Below are 20,466 nucleotides of genomic sequence, written 5' to 3'. Positions count from 1 at the left end.
CGGGGCCTCCCTCCCCATCCATCCACGGCACACGCGTGTGCCGCAGCGCAGAGAGGTCCTGCCAGCATGCCACCGCACGATCGCACCACCACAATCCCCCACCCCGAACCGGCCGCACCCGCGCTGCCCACGTTCACCGGATACCGGAACCTGCTCGGCCTGATACGCCAGCTGTCCTCCCTTGGTGGCTGCGCCCAGCCGATCCGGCTCGAAGGCCAGCGCACCGAGATCGACGCCTTCACCGGCGAGATCCTGCGCGAACTGAAGTCCAAGGAACTGCCCGCCGGACATCTCCTGGTCCGATGCGGCAACCGCCGCACCAGCCGCTGCCCCTCCTGCGCCGAGCTCTACCGCCAGGACACCTACCACCTCATCGCCGCCGGCCTGCGCGGCGGCAAGAACATCCCCGACCAGGTCGCCACCCACCCCCGCGTCTTCGCCACCCTCACCGCACCCTCATACGGCCCCGTCCACGGGCGACGCGTGGGCGGTTCCGCGCGCTGCCGCTGCGGGCACACCCACACCAATGGCGACCCGCTCCTCGGCACCCCGCTCGACCCCGAGCAGTACGACTACACCGGTGCGGTGCTGTGGAACGCCCACGCCCCCACCCTGTGGGCCCGCTTCATGCTCCACCTGCGCCGCACCATCGCCGCAGCGGCCGGACTCCCGCAGCGACTGCTCTCCAAGGTCGTCCGGGTCTCGTACGCCAAGGTCGCCGAGTACCAGCAGCGCGGACTTATCCACTTCCACGCCGTGATCCGCCTCGACGGCCCCGCAGGCAGCCACACCCCGCCGCCCTCCTGGGCCACCCCCGAACTCCTGGCCGACGCCATCCAGATCGCAGCCACCCACGCCCGCATCGACGGGCCCATGGTCAACGGCCACCCCTCTCCTTCGCCTTCGGCAAGCAGATCGACACCAGGATCATCCGGTCCACCGCCTTCCAGGACGGGGCCACGATCACCGAGGGCAAGGTCGCCGGATACGTCGCCAAGTACGCCACCAAGGGCACCGAAGCCGCGACCGGCACCCTCGACCACCGGCTGAAGAGGATCACCGACCTCTGGTTCGAGTCCGTGCCCGAGCACGCCGCCCGGATGATCCGCACCGCCTGGGCCCTCGGCGCCCGCGACGACCTCAAGCACCTGAACCTGCGCAAGTGGGCCCACATGCTCGGCTTCCGCGGCCACTTCTCCACCAAGACCCGCGCCTACTCCACCACCCTCTGCGCCCTCCGGGCCGCCCGAGCAGCCTGGCACCGCCGCCACACCCCTCCGGCCCACCCGACCACCCTCGTCCTCGCCCACTGGGCCTACGACGGCACCGGCCTCACCCCCGACCTCGAACGCCTCGCCACCCTCATCGGCGGCGGCCCGACGCGCGAACAGGCGGTGACAGCCGGTGCGTGACGACGAACTCCTCACCGTCCCCGAGGCGATGGCCCGCCTCAAGATCGGCCGCTCCGCCCTCTACGACCTCCTGCGCACCCGCCGCCTGGCCTCCCTGACCATCGGCCGCGCCCGCCGCATCCCCGCTCACGCCCTCGCTGACTACGTCCAGCGCCACCTGGAAGAGACCGCCCGATGACCGCCCCCAAGCGCAAGAAGGCCCGCGCCAACGGCGAAGGCACCATCTACCAGCGCAAGGACGGCCGCTGGGAAGCCGCCGGCTACGTCCTCGCCGCCAACGGCACCCGCAAACGCGTCCGCGTCTACGGCACCACCCGGAAAGAAGCCGCCGACAAACTCACCGAGAAGATCGCCGACAGCAACCGCGGCCTCCCCGTCGCCACCGCCGACAGCACCCTCGGCGACTACCTCACCTACTGGCTGAACGGCGTCGCCGTCCACCGGCTCCGCGAGAACACCCACACCCGCTACGCCACCTGCGTCCGCCTCCACCTCAACCCCGGCCTCGGCACCAAGAAGGTCGCGCGCCTCACGGCCAAGGACGTACGCACCTTCCTCGACCGGCTCCGCATCACCTGCCAATGCTGCGCCCAGGGACTGGACACCGAACGGGAGAGGTGCTGCGCCATCGGCCAGTGCTGCCAGAAGCAGTTGTCCGCTTTGACCGTGACCTACGTGCACTCGGTGCTCAAGTCGGCGCTGGAACACGCGGTCCGCGAAGACGAGCTGCCCCGCAACGTCGCCCGGAACGTCAAGACCACCGCGCCCCGTCCCCGGCGATTCCGGCCCCTCACCGCAGCGGAGGCCCGCCAGTTCCTCGACGCAGCCCGCACCGATCGGCTCCACGCGCTGTACGAACTCGCGCTACGCACCGGACTCCGCAAGGGCGAACTCCTCGGCCTCCACTGGGAAGACCTCGACCTCACCACCGGAACGGCCAGCATCCGGCGCTCACTCCAGCGCACCCGCACCGGCGGCCTCACCCACCTGCCCACCAAGACCCAGGCGTCCGAGCGCCGCATCGCCCTCCCCGCCGAATGCCTCCACTCCCTCAAGGAGCACAAGGGACGGCAGGACGAGGAACGCGAAATTGCAGGACCAGCCTGGAGAGACAGCGGCCTCGTCTTCACTACACCAAACCGGACGGCCTCTCGACCCAGCCAACCTCACACGCCGCTTCCGCAGCTTCCTCGGCCGGGCCGGGCTCCGCCGCATCCGCTTTCATGACCTCCGGCACTCGACCGCCACCCTGCTCCTGGAACAAGGCGTGGACCTCGTCGTGATCAAGGAACTCCTCGGCCACGCCCACATCGGCGTCACCGCCGGCGTCTACGCCCACGTACGCCTCCGCCTCCAACGCCAGGCCATCGACACCCTGGGCGACGCACTCGGCCTTACCGACGACGACCCCAACGACCCACCCGCCGCAGCCCTCGTCCGCTGACGTTGCCGTCAGCGTTGCCGTCAAACACCCCTGAAGCCCCACCGGAAAGTAATCCGGTGGGGCTTCAGACTTACTGATGAAATTCTAGGGCTGCCATCGAATTCTCTCTATTTCAACAGCCGCAATCGGGTCACGATGACGATTTGATTCGCTCGACCTCTCGACGGATCGGGCCAATCCGGGGAACTCGATCCCACCACCATTCACCATTCGATCGCTCACCGCCATCGAGACGACGAACAATTCCAGATTCATCAATTTCAGTGAACTGAGTAAATCTGGAGTCGGCATCATCGAGCGCCCGCCTGAATCCCCCAAGGAAATCCGAGTCGGTCTTTTTCATGCCGAGAGAGACGAAGCTCCTGAGTGCGAGGGCGGCAATCAAGTCATAGACGCCCCACACCGTCCTGTCGGAATCGGGTAGCCCAATCTCCGCCTCAATCCTGAGAACGTGATTGCGCCAGCTCTCCAGCAGCTCAACCAGCCCTAGGGTCCGCTCCGGGGCGACTGGAACTGAGACGCTCTCCAGCCGACGGATGTCCATATCCGTCAGGAAGCATCCGAGCCATTCGCCTCGTTCGCTTGCATTCATCCATTCACCTGCCAGGGTAATACGACGTGGACTTCCACGGCATATCCCAGTTGATAATTACGCGGACACCATTGTGGTCAAACCTTGATGAGTTCTGCCCGTCCAACTGGCGTGGCCCAGCCTGTCGAAGCGTCGTCTCAACTTCCGTGGCGGACGGACGCCCCATTGCCGGGTTCCCCCCACCCGTGTGCCCGTTCACGAACTCAACCATCTCGTCGAGACTGTAGTCACTTCTATGGAAATCCTCGCCGCCGAGACGGTCTCCATTCCTGCCGCCAGCTGGAACTCCACAATTCGGACCGGAATTGTGCACCAGGACCGGAGTAGCCCCCGCCAGCACATAGTACGTGTGGAGATCGTCCACGGTCAGGTTGTGCGTGGACGTCCGCTCGGTCCACCGCTTGACCGCCGTGATCTCGACCCGCGTTCCGCTGCTGGTCCGGAGCCACTGCCCGGGCCGGAGGTCGGTGGCGTTGACCCACTCGTCCAGTTGGGGCACCCAGAAGGGATGTTCGTCCGTTGCTTCCAATGAAGCGGAGGGGCCGCCCTTCTTTCCGTCCGGATCTATGGTGATCCGGACAAGGTCCCGCACACTGTTTCCGAAGAGTTCGGTGGTGACGGTGCGGGCCGCCACCTTCCCCGTCTTCGGGTTCGCCGCCAGGACCTTGTCGCCCACCCGGACATCCTCGATCGGCTTCGTTGCGCCGTCCGCCATCAGCACACGCGTACCGGGGGTGAAGCTGTTGCAATCCCTGAGCAGGGCCTTGAGGCTCTTCACGCCCTTCGCCGGCTTGAAGATCGGCAGATCCAAGGCGGCTTCCATGCAGCTCGCGATCGAGTTCGGGCAGTTTTTCCAGGCGTCGATGTCCGGCACGACGACGGACTCGACGAACCTATCGAAAAGCCCCTTCTTGTACATGTTGAATTCGGTTTGTCCCGCTGCGCAGAACTTCTCTGTGCTTTCAGATTCGCTGGAGCATTTCCATTCCGCCCACCGGGTGAGGAGCTCTTCGTGGCTCTTGTCGCCCACCGCGAACGGAAGGCGCTTGAGCTCCTCCAGCGAGGGGACGGCAATGCCGTGAATGACTCGCTGCTCCTCGCCGCCAGAATGTATCTGTGTGCTGGGTGTGCCGATTCCCCTGCCTCGGGCATACCTTTTCACGGCCTTTTGGGCCCACTGGTACACCTTTTTGACTGCTTTGAAGAAGCCAGGACCAAAGAGCAGTCCCGTCGGATCGGAGTAGGTGACCGGGTTGTTGTTGGCGTAGGTGTAGCCGTGAATCTGCTGCGAGTCGGCGAGATCCATGATCGGGTCGACGCTGATGAAGCGTCCGACGGCAGGGTCGTACTCCCGCGCACCCAGGTGGGTGAGCCCGGTGTCCGTGTCGCGGGTGCCGCCGACAAAGCCCTTGTCGCCGGTCCAGGTGGTGGGCTGGAGGCCGCGGGGGGCTCCGAAGAGGGTGGTCTTGCGGCGGGTGATCGCCTGGGTGGTGTCAGTGGTGACCTGGGTGGTCGTGGTGTTGTGGTGGTCGGTGAGGGTGAAAGTGAGGTTGGTGCCGGTCCGCACGGCGATGCTCTGGCCGCCGGCGGTGTAGTGGCGGGTTCCGGTGGTGAGGCCGACCTTGTCGACGTGGAGTTCGTTGCCGCCCGGGAGGTAGAGCGTGGTGCCGGTGGAGTCCTCGCGGATCAGCCGTTCGCCATCGGCCCCGTAGAGGTACTCCGAGGACTTGGCGCCCTGGGTGACGGATTTGAGGTGTCCTTGGTCGTCCCAGACGAGGTTCTGGACATCGGCGGTGCCGAGTTTGCGGGTGAGGGTGTTGCCCGTCGCGTCGTAGGTGTAGGTCTCCTCGTGGGCGCCGGGGCCTGTCTGGGTGACCTTGGGGAGGTTGTGCCTGCCCGTGTCGGGGGCGGTGTAGGTACGGGTGATGTCCGCGGCCGGGCCGCCGGTGGTCTGGTGCTGGACCTCCGTCCTGCGGTTGCCCACCGGGTCGTAGGTGTAGCTGGTCCAGTAGGGGTCCTCGCCCCCGATCACACCCGCCGAGGGTGATGCCGCGCAGGTTTCGCCGGTGTTGGTCCAGGCTTCGGTGACGCGCCGCAGGGTGTCGAGGCTGAAACACTGGGTGTCAGTGGTGCGCTGGGCGTCCTGGCCGTAGGCGGTGGCGATCCGGGTGACGTTGCCCGCGGGGTCGTAGGTGTACCGGGTGTCCTCGACCCGTTGCGGTGCCGTCTCACGGTCCGTGACGGCCCGGACGACGAGACCGGTGTGGTCGTCGAACTGCCGTGTGGTGAAGAGGTGCCGGCCGAACGCGCCGTGTTCCAGACGCGCGGTGCGTCCGTAGTGGTCGTACGTGGCGGCGGAGATGAGCGGGTCGCCGCCCGCGTAGACGCTGTCGACGAGACCGCTGGTGTTGTAGGCGGTGGTGACGGATTCAGCCGGCAGACCGCCGAGCGCCGGATGGTCGGTCCCCTCGGGCTGACCGGTGTTGGGGGAGAAGTGGTTCGTCCACTCGTACGTCGCGGCGGGCAGGCCGTGGGCCGCCGGAATGCTGACCTTGGTGGTGGCGGGCTGGTACAGGTCGCCGTAGGTGGTGATCTCGTTCGTGTAGGTCTTGCCGTCGACGTGCCGCACCGCCTTGGCGGGCCGGCCCTTGGCCGCGGTGTCGTAGGTCCACTCGGAGAGCGTGGTGGCGCCCTTCTTCAGGGCGGTACGGCGTCCCAGTTCGTCGTAGGTGGTGGTGAGGCTCACCCCGCGCGCGTCGGTGGTGGTGACGGGCCGGTCACCGTGATCGTAGGAGGTGGTGGTGGTGCCCCGGTCCGGATCATCGGAGCCGGTCACGAGGCCACGCGTGTTGTGGGTGTACGTCCACCGCGCGCCGGACGGATCGGTGACGGTGTGGAGACGTCCGTGCCGGTTGTAGCCGTAGGTGGTGGACTGCGTGGTACTGGGGCCGCTGAGGTGTTGTTTCACCTGCGTGGTCCGGCCGAGGGCGTCGACCACGGTGGTCGTGGTGGTGCCGCCCGCAGGCGGGGTCACCGTGGTGGTGTCGCCGGTGTAGGCGGTGGTGACGCGCTTGGTCTCGTCACCGAACTTCTTGGAGATCACCGCGGTGGGACGGCCCGCACCGTCGAACACCGTCTCGGCGGATGCCGGGTAACGGCTCTCCTGCCCGGTCACCAGGGTCGGCTCCGGCGCCCCGGTGGCGAAGTAGACACCGGAGTCGTGCCAGGTCTCGCCACGGGTGTTGTACGACGTCTCCGTTACCAGGCGGCCCGCGCGGTCGGGGGATCTCACCTGGGTCTGACGGGGTCGCAGAAGACCGTCGTAGAAGGCGTAGGTGGTCTGGTGGACGGAGTTGTGGTCGAGGCTCTTGCTCGTCACGACGGTCGGGGCGTCGTTGCGAACGAGGTAGTCGAAGGTGTGGCTGGGGGCGTTGGGGAACGTCGCGGCGGAGCGGGTCGGGGTCCAGACTCTGGTGACCCGGCCCAACGCGTCGTAGCCGGTGGTGGTGACCTTCCCGTTGGCGTCGGTGACCTGTGTCGGCTGTCCCCGCAGCGGGTCCGTGATCGTGCTCGTACGGTGGTTGAGCGGATTGGTGACCGCGGTCGAGGTGGGAGGTTCGTCCGCCGCGGGCGAGTGGGTGGTGGAGGTCACCTTGCCGTAGGGGTCGGCCGCCTTCAATGTCCGGCCGTAGGCGTCGTAGCAGAGCTGCGCACCGCCGGTGCCGCAGGTGGCGGGGACGGTCATGAGCGGGTCGTAGCCGCTGCCGTCACCCTTGATCCGCTCGGACCGGGTCACGAGCGCCTTGGTGGGGGCGGTCCCGAAGGCACCGCCGTCGTAGTGGGTGCGGACATCGTCGATGACATCGGCCGGCCGGGTCACGGGCTTGTCGCAGGTGACAGCGACGGTCTCCACCCGGGAGACGGCGGTGAGGATCCAGACGTCCGGGTCGGTGTTGCGGGCGTAGGAGGTAGTGGTGCACTTCTCGTCGCCGGTCTTGGCGGTGTCGCCGTGGTCGGAGACCTCGGTGACCATGCCGTGGGAGTCATGGGCGTGGGTGGTCTTCGTGGTGCGGATGCCGCCGGTGACGGTGGTACGGGTCTCCTCGGCCTCGGTGCCGGTGTAGCGGGCTTCGAGGGCGGGCAGTCCGGTCCGGGCGCGGGTGGCGTTGACGGCGGAGCGCCAGGGTGTGTAGGAGGTGGCGGAGATGAGGGCGCCGCCGTCACCGTTGTAGGTGGCCTGTTCCCGGGGCGCTCCGGCGAACTGCTCCCGGTCGGTGACCGCGACACCGGCACCGTTCTTCACCTCGGCTCCGTTGATACCGCGGAAGTAGCGTGTCTCCGACAGGGTGCGTGGGTCGGTTCCGGCGCCCGTGCGGGTCTGGACGAGGTAGTGGCCGCGTGGGACGGAGTGGGTACGGTCCTCCGCCTTGGTGAACTCGTCGTCGCTCTTCGCCCAGGCGGCGCCGCCGACATAGGTGTACTCGGTGACGGTGTCGGGTGTGGTGGCGAGGTTGTCGCCCTCGACCACGCGCCGGGCCGGGTACGTGGTGAACCAGTCGAGCTTCGCGGTGTCACCCTCGTAGGCCCATTTGACCGGGTAGCAGAGCGTGGTGTTGGTTCCGTCGGGGGGAGGCGGACTGGTCGGGGTACAGCTCGGGTCGAGATAGTCGACCGCGATCGACCCTCCGGACTCGTTGATGATCTGGGACATGCGCAGGCGGATGTAGGGGGCGAGTCCGTCACCGCGCCGGTCGACCCGGTTGGGCTTCTGCACACCGGTGAAGCGGACGGGAGGCAGGGTCACGGTGCCGCCCGCCGTGCCGGTCCTGGTGATCGAGGAGAGCCACATCGGGGTGGAGATGCCGTCGCCGGACGGGGGGAAGTTCTGTTCCAGGGCCCAGGAGTCGACGCTCTTGTAGACGCCGCCGGTCAGGATCCGGGTGGTGATGCCGGTCAGCCGCTTACGGGACCAGAAGGAGGGGGAGTACTGACTCTTGCACTCGGTGGAGCCTTCTCCGCAGTACTGGTCGTAGGGGACATCGGGCCAGTTCTTCGCGTTGGGCTCGTCGAACGTCGCGCAGTTGGTGAGGCATCGCTCGCCGACGGTGAAGTCGACCCGGCCCATCGCCTTCTTCGCGTGGACGGAGTTCGCGCGCAGTCCGTACTCGATGCGGTCGAGGTGGCCGCCTCGGGTGTACGGGGTGACGGTGGCCTTGCCGGTGGTCAGGGAGACGTTGCGGCCGTAATTGTTGGTCTCCTTGTCCCAGTAGTAGGCCATGGCGTTGCCGCGCGGGTCGACGACGCGGTCGAGTTGCCAGCGCCATGCCTGTTGGCACCAGGCGTTCGCGAAGGAGGCGCCGTGGCATGGCTCGCCGGAGTGGTTGCCGAAGACGGGGACGGTCCAGGTGGAGTTGGTCACCGGGTCGTCGGGCTGATCCCCGTTGTCGCTCCAGCCCGGCAGCCGGTTGCGGCCGAAGTAGTACCGCATCCCGTCGGTCGTGGTGATTTTCCAGTGCTCGTTGTCGTTGTCACCGTTGACCGTGCCAGTCGTCAGTTTCTCGATCCGCTCGCCCGAGTCCGTGACGGGACGCCAGCCCTTCTCGGCGTCGTACACCAGCTCCGTGTTCTTGCCTCCGAGGGAGAGGGTGGCGTTGTCGTTGAACCAGCACAGGTCGCCCACCTTGGTGGTGTTGGTCCCCCCGGTTCTGTCGTCCTCGCACGGTGTGTACCGCCGCTCGATGAATCCGGGCTCGTATCCCCAGCCGTCACCGATCCAGCTCGGCTGGCTGTTCGTGGCCCCGGTCCTGCCGTCCACCGCCTGGGAGCTGTATCCCAGGGAGATGTCCGGCTGGAGCCCTCCCGGCACCGCCGGTGCGACGATGGGGTGCTGCCAGGCGAAGCCGCCGGCCGGGCCCCCGACCTCCCAGGACCCGGAGGTCTGGAGAGGGGTGGCTCGGTAGGTGCCCGTCGGACCGGAGTCCCCCGCCGAGAGCGCCAGCACGGCCGTACTTCCCGTTCCGGAGGCGGAGCGTTCCTTCACCGTCGCCCGGGGAATGGTCACGGTGGTGCCGAGCGTTCGTGATTCGGCGTCATGGGTGGTCGTCAGGGGTACGCCCGTGCGGCAGGCCGGGCGCTTGGGCGTCGTCAGCGCACACGCGGGCAGCCGTACGAGCCGCAGCCGGGCCGCCCAGTCACCTCCGTACGCCCCACGGAATCCGGTGTAGTCGACCCGGACGCCCACATCGGCCGTTGTTCTCGCACCCGGGCGGCTCACCGCGAGAAGGATCCCGTCGACGCCCGCCGCCCGGGCCGTGCGCCGGTCGGTGACGGTGACCTTGACCTTGCCGGGGGCCGTGACCGAGGGCTTCCTCGCGTCGTGGACACGGCTGACGCTGACCGGCAGGGCCCCGGCCCGCCGCGCCGCCGCGCCGGCCGTGGCTGCCACGGCGACGGTGGTGCTGCCGGGCTCGGGCCAGGTGACCTTCGGTGCCCGCCATGTGCGTGCCGCCGCGTCGGCGGGGCGCGGAGTGCCGCCGGATCTCATCTCCGTCACCGGGACGGTCGGAGGCTGTTTCAGCTTCGGCAGGTCCGGGCCCCGGGGCGCGGCGACGGCCAATGGTGTGGCGGTCACTTGGATGCCCGGGAGGAGAGTGACCGTCAGGGCGATGGATATCGTCCCGACCCATCCACGTATTCCGAATCGTCTCAACGACCCACCCCTTATGTGGCAGTCACGAAAATCACGCCGAACGTATCAGCCGGATTCATGGCGCGGAACAGGATCGGACGCGTATTGCACGGAATGTCAAAAGCGCCGCACGATGCGTGCACAGAAGCGGCCGTTACCGAAGGATGGTCTTGACACGGACGTGCCATCATGCAAAGTCAGAGCAGCGGGCGCGGTGTTGTACTCCTCCTGCGAGGGCCGGCGCGCACGCGTCACATCGCTTGACAGTGTCACCTTGCGCACCCCTTTCGGCATTGAGGGATTCACCGCTCACCATTGATCGGTGGCAAGTGCATGAATGTGAGCAGATAGTCCGAGTCAATTGTTTCGAAGGCATAGGGAGTCAATGATGTTCATATCTTCGCGGAACCGGCGGCGGAGGTTCCGCCGCAGACCGCCCTGGTTGTACGGTCTGGTCGTCGGGGCTCTGCTGGCCTCCGGAGCGATGCCCGCAGTGGCGGCACCTGCGGCCGAGCGACAGGCGGGTGCCGCGTCCTCCGTGCCGGCACGCTCGACCGACGACGGCTCGGTGAGCGAGGAGGACAAGGCCCTCCAGGACGCCATCGCCCTGGGGCAGCCGGTCGAGCTGCTGTCCGCCCGTACGGAGACGAGCGACACCTGGGTGCGCCCCGATGGCTCGTTCTCGGTGGTGCGGCACGGGGCGCCGGTACGGCTGTGGCGGAACGGCGCCTGGGTGGCGGCCGACGCGACACTGGTCTTCGCTGCGGACGGCTCAGTGGTGCCGAAGGCGTCCCGGGTGGACGTGACGTTCTCCGGCGGCGGTACGGGGCCGATGCTGACGGGGGTGAAGGATGGACGGACCCTCTCACTGACCTGGACCAAGCCCCTGCCCGCCCCCACGCTCGCGGGCAATGTCGCCACCTATGCCGAGGTCCTCCCCGGCGTCGACCTCCAGCTGAAGGCCGACGTCGAAGGGTTCTCCCAGCTGCTGGTGGTGAAGAACGCCCAGGCCGCAGCCCATCCCGATCTCGCCCAGCTGCGGTTCACCATGGCCACCGTCGGGGTGACGGTCACCGAGGACCCGAACACCGGCGCGCTGGAGGCGACGGACCCCGCCGGGCAGACCGTGTTCACCAGTCCCACCCCCCTGATGTGGGACTCCACACCGCCTCCGACCGCGCCCGCCGCACGCACCCTCACGGCCACGTCCACACCCCAGGACACCTTCGAACCCGGGGCGGGCGCGAAGAACGCCGAGATGCCGACGGCGGTGGCCGGGGACACCCTCACCATCACCCCCGACCAGCGACTGCTGACCGGCGCGAGCACCACCTACCCGGTGTACATCGACCCCAGCTGGGCCTTCGGCGAGTGGCAGCACTGGGCCCGTGTCTACCAGGCATTCCCGACGACCTCCTACTGGGACGCGAAGGGCGACGTCCGGGTCGGCTACGAGTCCCAGACCGGCGGCCAGGACCGGATCTCACGGTCCTTCTTCCAGCTCGACACCAGCGGGGTGCGCGGCGCGCAGATCAAGTCCGCGACCTTCCGGATCCGCAACACGTGGTCGTGGTCCTGCCAGAAGCGAGCGGTCCAGGTGTGGCGCGTCGAGGACATCTCGAAGAGGACCACCTGGAACCATCAGCCGGGACAGCTCGGCGGCACACCACTGGACACGGTGACCGATGCCAAGGGCTGGGGCGACGGATGCCCGGCCGGAAATCTGGAGTTCAACGCCACCAGCGCCGTCCGGACGGCCGCGGCCGCCGACGACCCCAGTGTGACCCTCGGCCTGTACGCCGCCGACGAGAGCGACACCTTCGGCTGGAAGCGGTTCGACCCCAAGACCGCCAGGCTGGAGATCGACTACAACAACCCGCCGAAGACCCCCACCGGTCTGGGCACCAACCCGAGGACCAGCTGCGCGAACGGAGGTGTGATCGGCAACGCTCAGGTCAGCGTCTACGCGAAGATCGATGATCCGGAGGCCGGCATGCTGACCGCGCAGTTCCAGGTCGTGCGCACCGATCTCCCCGAGCGGCCGGTCGTCCTCAGCCGTGAACTCTCGGTGGCCAAGGGCCGCCACGCCACACTCGTCCTGCCCGCCACCAGTGTTCCCACCGGCACCTACAGCTGGAAGGTCCGGGCGAAGGACGGGGACGGCGCCACCTCGGCCTGGAGCGCGACCTGTGCCTTCTCCATGGACCGTACCCGGCCCGCCAGCCCGCCGGGCATTACCTCCAGGGGCAACGCGTACCCCAACGGGGACAACGGCTGGCCGAACCCGACCGGCCCGGCGCGTGCGCAGACGGAGTTCGTCTTCTCCAGCGGCGGGGTGACCGATGTGGCCTCCTACCACTGGTGGACCAGTGGTGACTCCGAGGTCCAGGAGACTCCGGTCGGCGCTCCGTCGGCCTTCGTGACCCCTCCGTCGTACGGCCCGCACATGATCCACGCCTACAGTGTGGACCGGGCGGGCAACCGCTCCGACACGGCGACCTACCTGTACTACGCGAACCGCTCCCGGGAGCGGGACAAACCCGGTGACCTCAACGGCGACGGCTACAAGGACATCTGGAGCACGGACGCCAACGGAACCCTGCTCACCTACGCGGGTGAGGGCAACCGGGAGTTCTCCTCCGCCACCCACGGCGGCGGCACCTTCCCCGGCCGACAGGTCGCCTTCCACGGAGACTGGATCAGCGAGGACGGCCACAACGACCTCATCTCCCTCGAACACAACGCGAACGACAACACGAACCAGCTGAAGGTCTACAAGAGCTCCGGCCGAGGGACTATCGACCGCGAGGACTATCTACGGCTCCGGGCCCGGTCGGCGGCGCTCGAACACTGGCGCACCGCCGAGCAGATCGCCACCGCCGACCTCAACGCTGACGGCAAGCCCGACATCCTGGTGAAACAGGGCAAGCGGCTCTGGCTCTACTACGGCAACCGCACCGTCCACCTCGACACCGGACGCGCACCCGTACTGGTGGGGGAGACGGACTGGGACCAGTTCACACCGGTCCTGCCCGGTGACCTCAACAAGGACGACGTGCCCGATCTGCTGCTGCGCCACAACGCCAGCGGCGATGTCTACCGCGCGTACGGGAAGAAGGGCCCCCACGGCGCCCTCGACACGGCGACCTGGGGGGCCGCCGGGACACGGGTGAGGATCGCCACCGGGATGTTCCCCGCGAGCACCCATCCCTCCATCGGGACCTCCGGTGACCTCGACGGCGACGACACCCCGGACGGCAGCAACGACGGCGACGGCATCCCCGACATCTGGGTCCGCAAGGCCGACAACACCCTGAACGGCCACCGAGGCATCAGGACGGGCGACGACTACACCGGCATCGGCTCCGCCTACCTCATCGACGGTGTCAACGGTGGCCGCCGCATCGCGGCGGGCACCACGCTCACCCCGGGCCAGTCCGTCAGCTCGCCGTCCGCGACCCTCACCATGAGGGCGGACGGCGACCTCGTCCTGACCTCCACCTCCAACCAGAAGCTCTGGTCCAGCGGCACGGCGGGCAACAACGGCGCCACGGCCCTCGTCCGCGGCGACGGCCACATCACCGTCAACTCCGCCGTCGGCGTGCTCCTCTGGTCCAGCGGACCGGCCACCGCGACCGGCGAGGGCTACGCACTGCTCCAGGACCGGGGCAACCTCGTCGTCCACAACGCCAAGGGCCACTCCCTGTGGACCTCCGGCGGCGCACCCCGCCACGACCACAACCGCGACGGCCGCAGCGATGTGGCGGCCTGGTACGACTACGCCGACGGCAAGGACGCGCTGCTCACCTTCGACTCCCTGTCCGACGGGACGTTCACGAGCTGGCGCTCGGCGTGGACCGCCCCCGCGGGCGACTTCGACGCGGACAACATGAAGCGCGTGACCGGTGACTTCAACGGTGACGGCATCGGTGACGCGGCCGCCCTCTACGGGTACGTCGACGGCCGGGTCTCCCTGTGGACCTGGACCGGCAAACCCGACGGCACCTTCAACCGCCCCTTCCGGTCCTGGGACGTCAAACCCGGCCACTGGACCTTCCAGCGGATGACGCCCTACAGCGGTGACTTCAATGGCGACGGACGCGACGACATAGCCGTCTGGTACGACTACCACGACGGCCGTGACACCGCCTTCGTCTTCAGTGCCACCGTGAAGGGCGGCTTCAACCATCCGGTGAACGCGTGGAGCGCGAGCTCCGGCTGGGAGCACTCCCGCTCCAAGGTCGTCACCGGCGACTTCAACGGCGACGGACGCGACGACCTCGCCGCGATGTACGACTATCCCGACGGCAGCGAGAAGCTCTGGACCTTCGCTGCCACCCCCACCGGATCCTTCGCCCGCACCGCCTCGTGGACCTCCACGACCTGGGGCGACTGGAGCCGTACCACCCTGCACGCGGGCGACTTCAACGGCGACGGACGTGACGACATCGCCACCTGGTACGACTACGCCGACGGGCATGACGCCGTCAACGTGTTCTCCGCCACCCCCAACGGCACCTTCACCGGCTACCACGAAGCCTGGACCAGCCCGGCCGGCACCTGGTACCGACCCCACCTCAAACTCGTCATCGGCGACTACAACGGTGATGGACGCGACGACATCGGTGGCATGTACGGCTACAGCGACGGCAGCGTCCGTATGTACACCTGGACCGCGAAGGCCGACGGCAAGCTGAACGGGGCCGCGAACGGCTGGTCCGCGCCCACCGGCAACTGGACCTTCAGCCGCTCCGCGTTCCTGGAGCGGTACCCATAGGTGTATTGCCTCGGGAGGTTGTGGACGGGTGATGGAGGTCTCGGCTGAGGGATCTTGAACGGGTGAGGGCCTTCCGGTTCGGTGTGGACTGCGACGTCCACACCGAGCGACAGAAGGCCCTCATGCCCCACCGTAATGCACCCCTGACCGAGACCGGGCGCCTACGTCTGGCCCACTGCGTGGTCAAGGGCGGCTGGCCCCTGCGCCGGGACCCCGGGGAATTGCATCAAGTGCATGATCAGCACAGGGGGTCTGCCCCTGTGCTGCGGGAAGTGTGGCGCTGCTCGTCCTGCTGACGCTCCAGGGTGATCGCTTGCTCTGACCTGGTGGTTGGCTTTAGACAGTCATTAGATGCATGATTCTGCCCTCTGGCGAGAGAGGGCGGCGAGTGTCCGACGGCACGCGTGAAATCGCGGGTTCGGCTCGGCTGGAGCTGGTTTCCGGGGTGCGCCTGCTGCATCCCGAGAGTGCCCCCGCCCCTTGACGATCTGATCCTCCAACTCGTTGACATCGCCAACGACCAGCACACGGCGACGTCGAACGAGCTCAATAAGCCCTGGCTCTTCCCGACCCAGCGGCCCGGACAGCACCTGACCAGCAAGCGCCTCAACGCTCGGCTGCGAAGGATCGGCTCCCACCCGAATCCGGATGATGCGCGGCCCTGCTCGACATCTGCACCACAACGCCGCCGGTCATTCTCGAACGCCTCCTCGGCGTCAGCGCCCCGGCTGCCGAGCGCTGGTCGGCCGGAGCCGTCAGGACCGCCTACGCGGCCGAGGCTGCAGGTCGTTCCCCGCTTGGTTGAGCGACAGACGAATGCGTCGTATCGGCGGGTTGACCTCGGTGATCCGCGCGAAACTACCGACAAATACGTGAGAGTCATGCAGGAAGGAGCTGGACGACCCCCACCCACGGGAAGTCGCCCGTCTTATGAGTCGCGCGAACGCTCCAGCGTCCTGCGGGCACAGGAACCTGGGCCTGCTCCGGGAGACCTCCCTGGTCCGGGTACTCCACAGCGAGGTCCGCTCCGGCTACGGCGGAGTCCAGGAGAACCGCCGACCCATCGGTCTCCCACACCCCACAGTCCTCCCAGTCGGTGGCGGGATCGTCCAAGACGGTCCTCGCGGCCTCAAGGAGCTCGGCATCTGAATCAGCGGCGAGCCACCGCACGAAGACGTTCTGTTCGGAGAGGTAGCAAGTCGTGGCTGGTTCGTCCGCCAACACCAACCCCGAGGCCTCCACACCAACGCCGACGATCCCGGCCCAGCCCTCTACGTCGCATGCGCGGTCGTAATCGTCGGCAACCTCAGTCCCGCCGACGATGATCCCGTCCTCCGTGCAGCCACCCCACTGGTCCACAGCAGAGGTCGGGATAACGATCAAGGGGCCACCCATCGACCGCACCCAAGCGAGGTCGGCGTGGAGGTATCGAGAGCTGTTGCGAGACGTCGTCATGCGATCAGTCTGCACACTCCCACCGACAGCGGCTGGGGAGCTATTCCGCACCAGCCAATATCCGAACCTACCGACAGCCGCCGAACGTCCCCAGGTCTCGCCCACCACTGCCCAGCGCTGGGCCGCCCGCTACCGGAGTCTGGGCGAGGCGGGCATGAGCGACCACTCCTCCCGCCCGCACCACAGCCCCCGGCGGACACCGACCCGCACCGAGCGCCGGATCATCAAGGTCCGGCTCCTGCGCCGGTGGGGACCGGCCCGCATCACCCATCTCCTCGGCCTGGGCCCCTCCACCGTCCACCGCGTGCTCGTCCGCTACGGCCTGGCCCGCCTCACCCACCTCGACCGGGCCACCGGACGGGTCATACGCCGCTACGAACGCGACCGGCCCGGCGAACTCGTCCACGTCGACATCAAGAAACTCGGCAACATCCCCGACGGCGGCGGCCACAAGGCCCTCGGCCGCCCGGCAGGCCACAAGAACCGCACCGGGACCGGCTACAGCTACATCCACACCGCCGTCGACGACCACTCCCGCCTCGCCTACAGCGAGATCCTCACCGACGAGAAGAAGGAGACCGCCACCGCCTTCTGGACCCGGGCCCACACCTACTTCGCCACCTGTGGGATCACCGTCGAACGCGTCCTGACCGACAACGGGGCCTGCTACAGGTCCCACGCCTGTCGGGACACACTCGCGGAGGCCGGGATCACCCACAAGCGCACCCGGCCCTACCGGCCCCAGACCAACGGCAAGGTCGAACGACTGAACAGGACCCTGCTCGACGAGTGGGCCTACGCCCGCCCCTACCGCTCAGAACAGGAACGACGCGACGCCTTCCCCGGATGGCTGCACACCTGCAATCACCACCGCGGACACACCGCGCTCGCAGGCAAACCACCCGCCAGTCACGTCCCCAACCTCACAGGGCAATACAACCTAGGGACTCCGGGGATACGACCTGGAGCGCCCAACGAGAAGGCGGCCGGCCGTCGTGTGGCCGGCCGCCCCCCGGGCCCTGCGCCGTGACTACCAGTTGGTGCCGATCTGGACCCGTGTGTTCTCCTCGAACCCCGGCCCGGAGTAGCGGAAGAGCTTCTGAGTGGCCGCCTCGACCGCGAGGAGGTCGGGGACGCCGTCGCCGGTGAGGTCGCCGATGCCGGCGAGGTTGATCATCGCGTCCCAGCCGTCGCCGAGCTTCACTTTCGTTGCGCCGCCGTAACCGGGGCCGGAGTGGCGGAAGAGTTCCCCGGTCTGGGCGTGGACCGCGAGGATGTCCGCGATACCGTCGCCCGTCTGGTCGCCCACGCCGACGACCGTGTCATAGATGTTCCAGCCGTGGCCGATCTTGGCCCGGGTGGAACCACCGTATCCGGGGCCCGCGTAGCGGTAGAGGTCGCCGGTGGAACGTTCGATCGCGATGACATCGGGGGCACCGTCGCCCGTCTGGTCGCCCACGGCGGTCACCTGGGCCATGGAGTCCCAGCCGTGGCCGATCTGGACCCGGGTGGAGCCGCCGAACCCGGGGCCGGAGTAGCGGTACAGATCACCCGTGCCCGCCTCCACTGCGAGGATGTCCGACACTCCGTCACCCGTCAGATCACCCACCCCGGCGATGTCGCTGATGGATGTCCACCCGTGGCCGATCTTCACCCGGGTGCCGCCACCGTACGACGGTCCGGAGTAGCGGTACAGATCACCGGTGGCGGTCTCCACCGCGATCACGTCGGGAGCCCCGTCGCCGTTGAGATCACCGGCCGGGGTGATGTTGGTCATGCCCTTGTCAGGGATGACCACGGGTATCTCGATCACCCTGTTGAAGCGGTACGGCTTGAATCGGCCGAGCGTGATGAGATTGGCGGAGTACTGGGTCCGGTGGGCCACCGTGCCGGGCCCGGCCAGCTCGATGACGGTCGCGCTGGTCCGCAGGGCGTCGGTCCATTCCACGAAGACCGCCGCACGGCCCATGCCATTGCTGAGCGCGTCCCCGGGCTGGAGCTCGTCGACACCGCCCAGCCTGGTGGAGTGGTGGGGCAGCGTCCGCGGGGTGGCGCTGGTGCCGAGCCGCCAGGCCATCGAGACAAGACCGCCGCTGTCGGTGCGGTACGGACGGCCGTGCAGGTCGCCGCGATAGGCGGTCCGGTCGTAGGGCACCTGCTGATCGACCCAGTACTGGGCGCGGTTGATGATGTTCTGACGTGTTATCGGCCCGCCCACGAACGGAGGGATGGTCACGTTCGCCGGACGGGCCGCCGTCGGTGTCCCGGCCGGGTCCGCCGTGGCGGGCGATGCCTGTACGGGGGCCGTCAGGCCGAGGACGGCGGAGGCGAGCGCGACGGTGACGGCCGCGAAGCGGACGGGGACACGCGGGATTCGTCGTACTGACCACGACATGGTGAGAACTCCCAGGGTGAGAGGAATCGGGTGGCGGGCAGGCTTCGGCACACCCCGGCAGGCGGGGTGAGTCGGCATACCGCCGGGAAAAGGAAAGTGGGGCCATCCCCACGACGGGCACGCGCTCGCGGCGGTCGGCGCTACCACGAGCGGTCGCGGAAGCGTTCGTACCCAGAGGGTTGGTGGTCTGACGAGTGGTACGGAGAGGGGGCGGCGGTCCTCCCGGGCCGCAGCCCGGAGCTGACGCCCTACCGGTGTGCGCGGCGGATCACGCGACGGGTGCCCTGGTGCTCGTGACGCGGTCGGGCGGCTGCTCTCCTGTGGGCCTGCCCGGTCTTCCCCGCCCGCGCGCTTCCCGTCCCCGCGGCACATCTCCCACGCATCATCAATAAACCCCCTACAGCCGGTTCAATGCCTTGCCCGGGTTGGCCCGGCAGGTCAGGACCATTGTGCCGAGCCCGTGCGGGGGGAGACATGACGATCTGTGCAGAGTTGGCGACTGTCGCGGGCGCGCACGGTGTCGCCGTCATGGGGGGTGTCGGAGGCGCGTCTACGTATCACCGAGCGATGTCCGCGCGTGTGCGTCCACCAGGGCCTCCACACCGTCCAGGATGCGGGCCATGCCGAAGGTGAACTCGTGGTCGGGATCGCCTGTCTCGAAGAGCACCCCTGAGCGCAGGAACCGTGCCACCCGGGGGTGGTGTGCCGGGTCCGCGACGCGTTCCACGGTTCGGACGTACCGGCGCATGGCTTCCTCCGGGTCGAGGCCGGAGGCGGCGACGGCGGCGCCCAGGTCCGCCGCGACGGATGCCTCGTGGCGGACGAATCCACCGATCAGCATGATCACGGAAATCTGTTCCCCGTCGTCGAGCGGTGTGTCCGCGAGCGCGTCGAGTCCACGCTCCCACCAGGCGACGGAGTTGGGGGTGAGAGGCGGTCCCGTGATGGGGAGCCGGAGCATCCATGGATGGCGGTGGACGGTTGCCCGCTGCGCGGTCGCCCAGGTGAGCAGGGCATCCCGCCAGCCGGTCCCGGGGGGTGGCGGCGGAGGCGGCGGGCCGACGGCGGCCTCCTGCATGAGGAGGTACAGCTCGTCCCTGGCGGCGACATAGCGGTAGAGGGACATCGTCGAGGTCCCCAGTTCCTTGGCGACACGGACCATGGACACCGAGTCCAGGCCCTCTCGCGCGGCGAGGTCCACGGCGGTGGTGACGATCCGGTCGATCCTCAGCACCGGTTTGCGACCTCTCGAGGGGCGTTCGCGCATTCCCCAGGCCGCCTCGGCGCTGGCGGGCAGCCAACTGTCGGCGCCGTCGCTGCCGTTCATACCGCCCGCCCTTCGCCGTGCTCCGTCTTGACGGTCATCCTAGTAATGCGTAAGCCTTACACAATATTGCGTAAGGCTTACGCAAAGGAGGGACTCTTGCGCGATCCGTCCGTCGTAGCCGTGCCGTGGGTGGTGAAGCCCTCCGCTCGCACCGTCCCGGTCGGCGGCGGAATCGACTCCGCACGCGTGCCCGGCATCGCCGTCGCGTTCCTCGGTACGGACGGCGCCGGGGAGACATCAGCGTCCCGGACCCTCGCCTGCCGTTCCGGCTCACGAGCGCGTGACCGCGAGTCCACGCATCCCGATGCCCGGCCGTACGGCTGCCACGCGCAGCGCGCCCCGTTAGGACTGAGGCACACCACCCCTGACCCAGGAG

Annotated in this window: 7 protein-coding genes and 3 pseudogenes; 5 read left to right on the top strand and 5 right to left on the bottom strand. The window is 68.2% G+C overall.

From position 1 onward, the window contains the following. Positions 1-66: 66 nt before the first annotated feature. From OG711_RS01525 to OG711_RS01515, 3 genes and pseudogenes are all read left to right on the top strand, one after another. Positions 67-1,412: pseudogene (locus tag OG711_RS01525) on the top strand (replication initiator). Next, on the top strand, positions 1,405-1,590 hold the full coding sequence (locus OG711_RS01520) for a helix-turn-helix domain-containing protein (protein WP_329558116.1): 186 nt from the start codon (positions 1,405-1,407) through the stop codon (positions 1,588-1,590). The pseudogene OG711_RS01525 and the gene OG711_RS01520 overlap by 8 nt, the downstream one beginning before the upstream one ends. Continuing rightward, positions 1,587-2,856: pseudogene (locus tag OG711_RS01515) on the top strand (tyrosine-type recombinase/integrase). The gene OG711_RS01520 and the pseudogene OG711_RS01515 overlap by 4 nt, the downstream one beginning before the upstream one ends. Before the next feature lie 130 nt (positions 2,857-2,986). Here the strand turns inward: OG711_RS01515 and OG711_RS01510 are convergent. Together OG711_RS01510 and OG711_RS01505 are read right to left on the bottom strand one after the other, a co-directional pair. Beyond that, entirely contained in the window at positions 2,987-3,448 is a 462-nt protein-coding gene (locus tag OG711_RS01510; RefSeq protein ID WP_329558115.1) for a hypothetical protein, read from the bottom strand. 4 nt (positions 3,449-3,452) lie between these two features. Beyond that, on the bottom strand, positions 3,453-9,992 hold the full coding sequence (locus tag OG711_RS01505) for a polymorphic toxin-type HINT domain-containing protein (RefSeq protein ID WP_329563556.1): 6,540 nt from the start codon (positions 9,990-9,992) through the stop codon (positions 3,453-3,455). Between the two features lie 682 nt (positions 9,993-10,674). Here OG711_RS01505 and OG711_RS01500 point away from each other — a divergent pair. Next, positions 10,675-14,913: an FG-GAP-like repeat-containing protein gene (locus OG711_RS01500; RefSeq protein ID WP_143201278.1), complete on the top strand. Its 4,239-nt coding sequence runs from the start codon at positions 10,675-10,677 to the stop codon at positions 14,911-14,913. Positions 14,914-15,792: 879 nt separating this feature from the next. Here the strand turns inward: OG711_RS01500 and OG711_RS01490 are convergent. Then, entirely contained in the window at positions 15,793-16,368 is a 576-nt protein-coding gene (locus tag OG711_RS01490) for an Imm21 family immunity protein (RefSeq protein WP_073792456.1), read from the bottom strand. Here OG711_RS01490 and OG711_RS01485 point away from each other — a divergent pair. Further along, a pseudogene (locus tag OG711_RS01485) lies at positions 16,367-17,305 on the top strand (IS481 family transposase); the annotation flags it as partial. The gene OG711_RS01490 and the pseudogene OG711_RS01485 sit on opposite strands and share 2 nt — an antisense overlap. Before the next feature lie 93 nt (positions 17,306-17,398). On the opposite strand, the gene OG711_RS01480 reads toward OG711_RS01485, so the two are convergent. Both OG711_RS01480 and OG711_RS01475 read right to left on the bottom strand, forming a co-directional pair. Beyond that, the gene (locus tag OG711_RS01480) at positions 17,399-18,763 is read right to left on the bottom strand and encodes an FG-GAP repeat domain-containing protein (RefSeq protein ID WP_266504416.1); all 1,365 of its coding nucleotides are present in this window, start codon (positions 18,761-18,763) and stop codon (positions 17,399-17,401) included. A gap of 550 nt (positions 18,764-19,313) precedes the next feature. Further along, positions 19,314-20,090: a TetR/AcrR family transcriptional regulator gene (locus OG711_RS01475; RefSeq protein WP_329558114.1), complete on the bottom strand. Its 777-nt coding sequence runs from the start codon at positions 20,088-20,090 to the stop codon at positions 19,314-19,316. Positions 20,091-20,466: the final 376 nt, after the last annotated feature.

This window comes from Streptomyces uncialis (assembly GCF_036250755.1).
Classification (GTDB): Bacteria; Actinomycetota; Actinomycetes; order Streptomycetales; family Streptomycetaceae; genus Streptomyces; species Streptomyces uncialis.
Note: the sequence above shows the minus strand (reverse complement) of the source record. Positions and strands in the feature narration are given on the sequence as shown.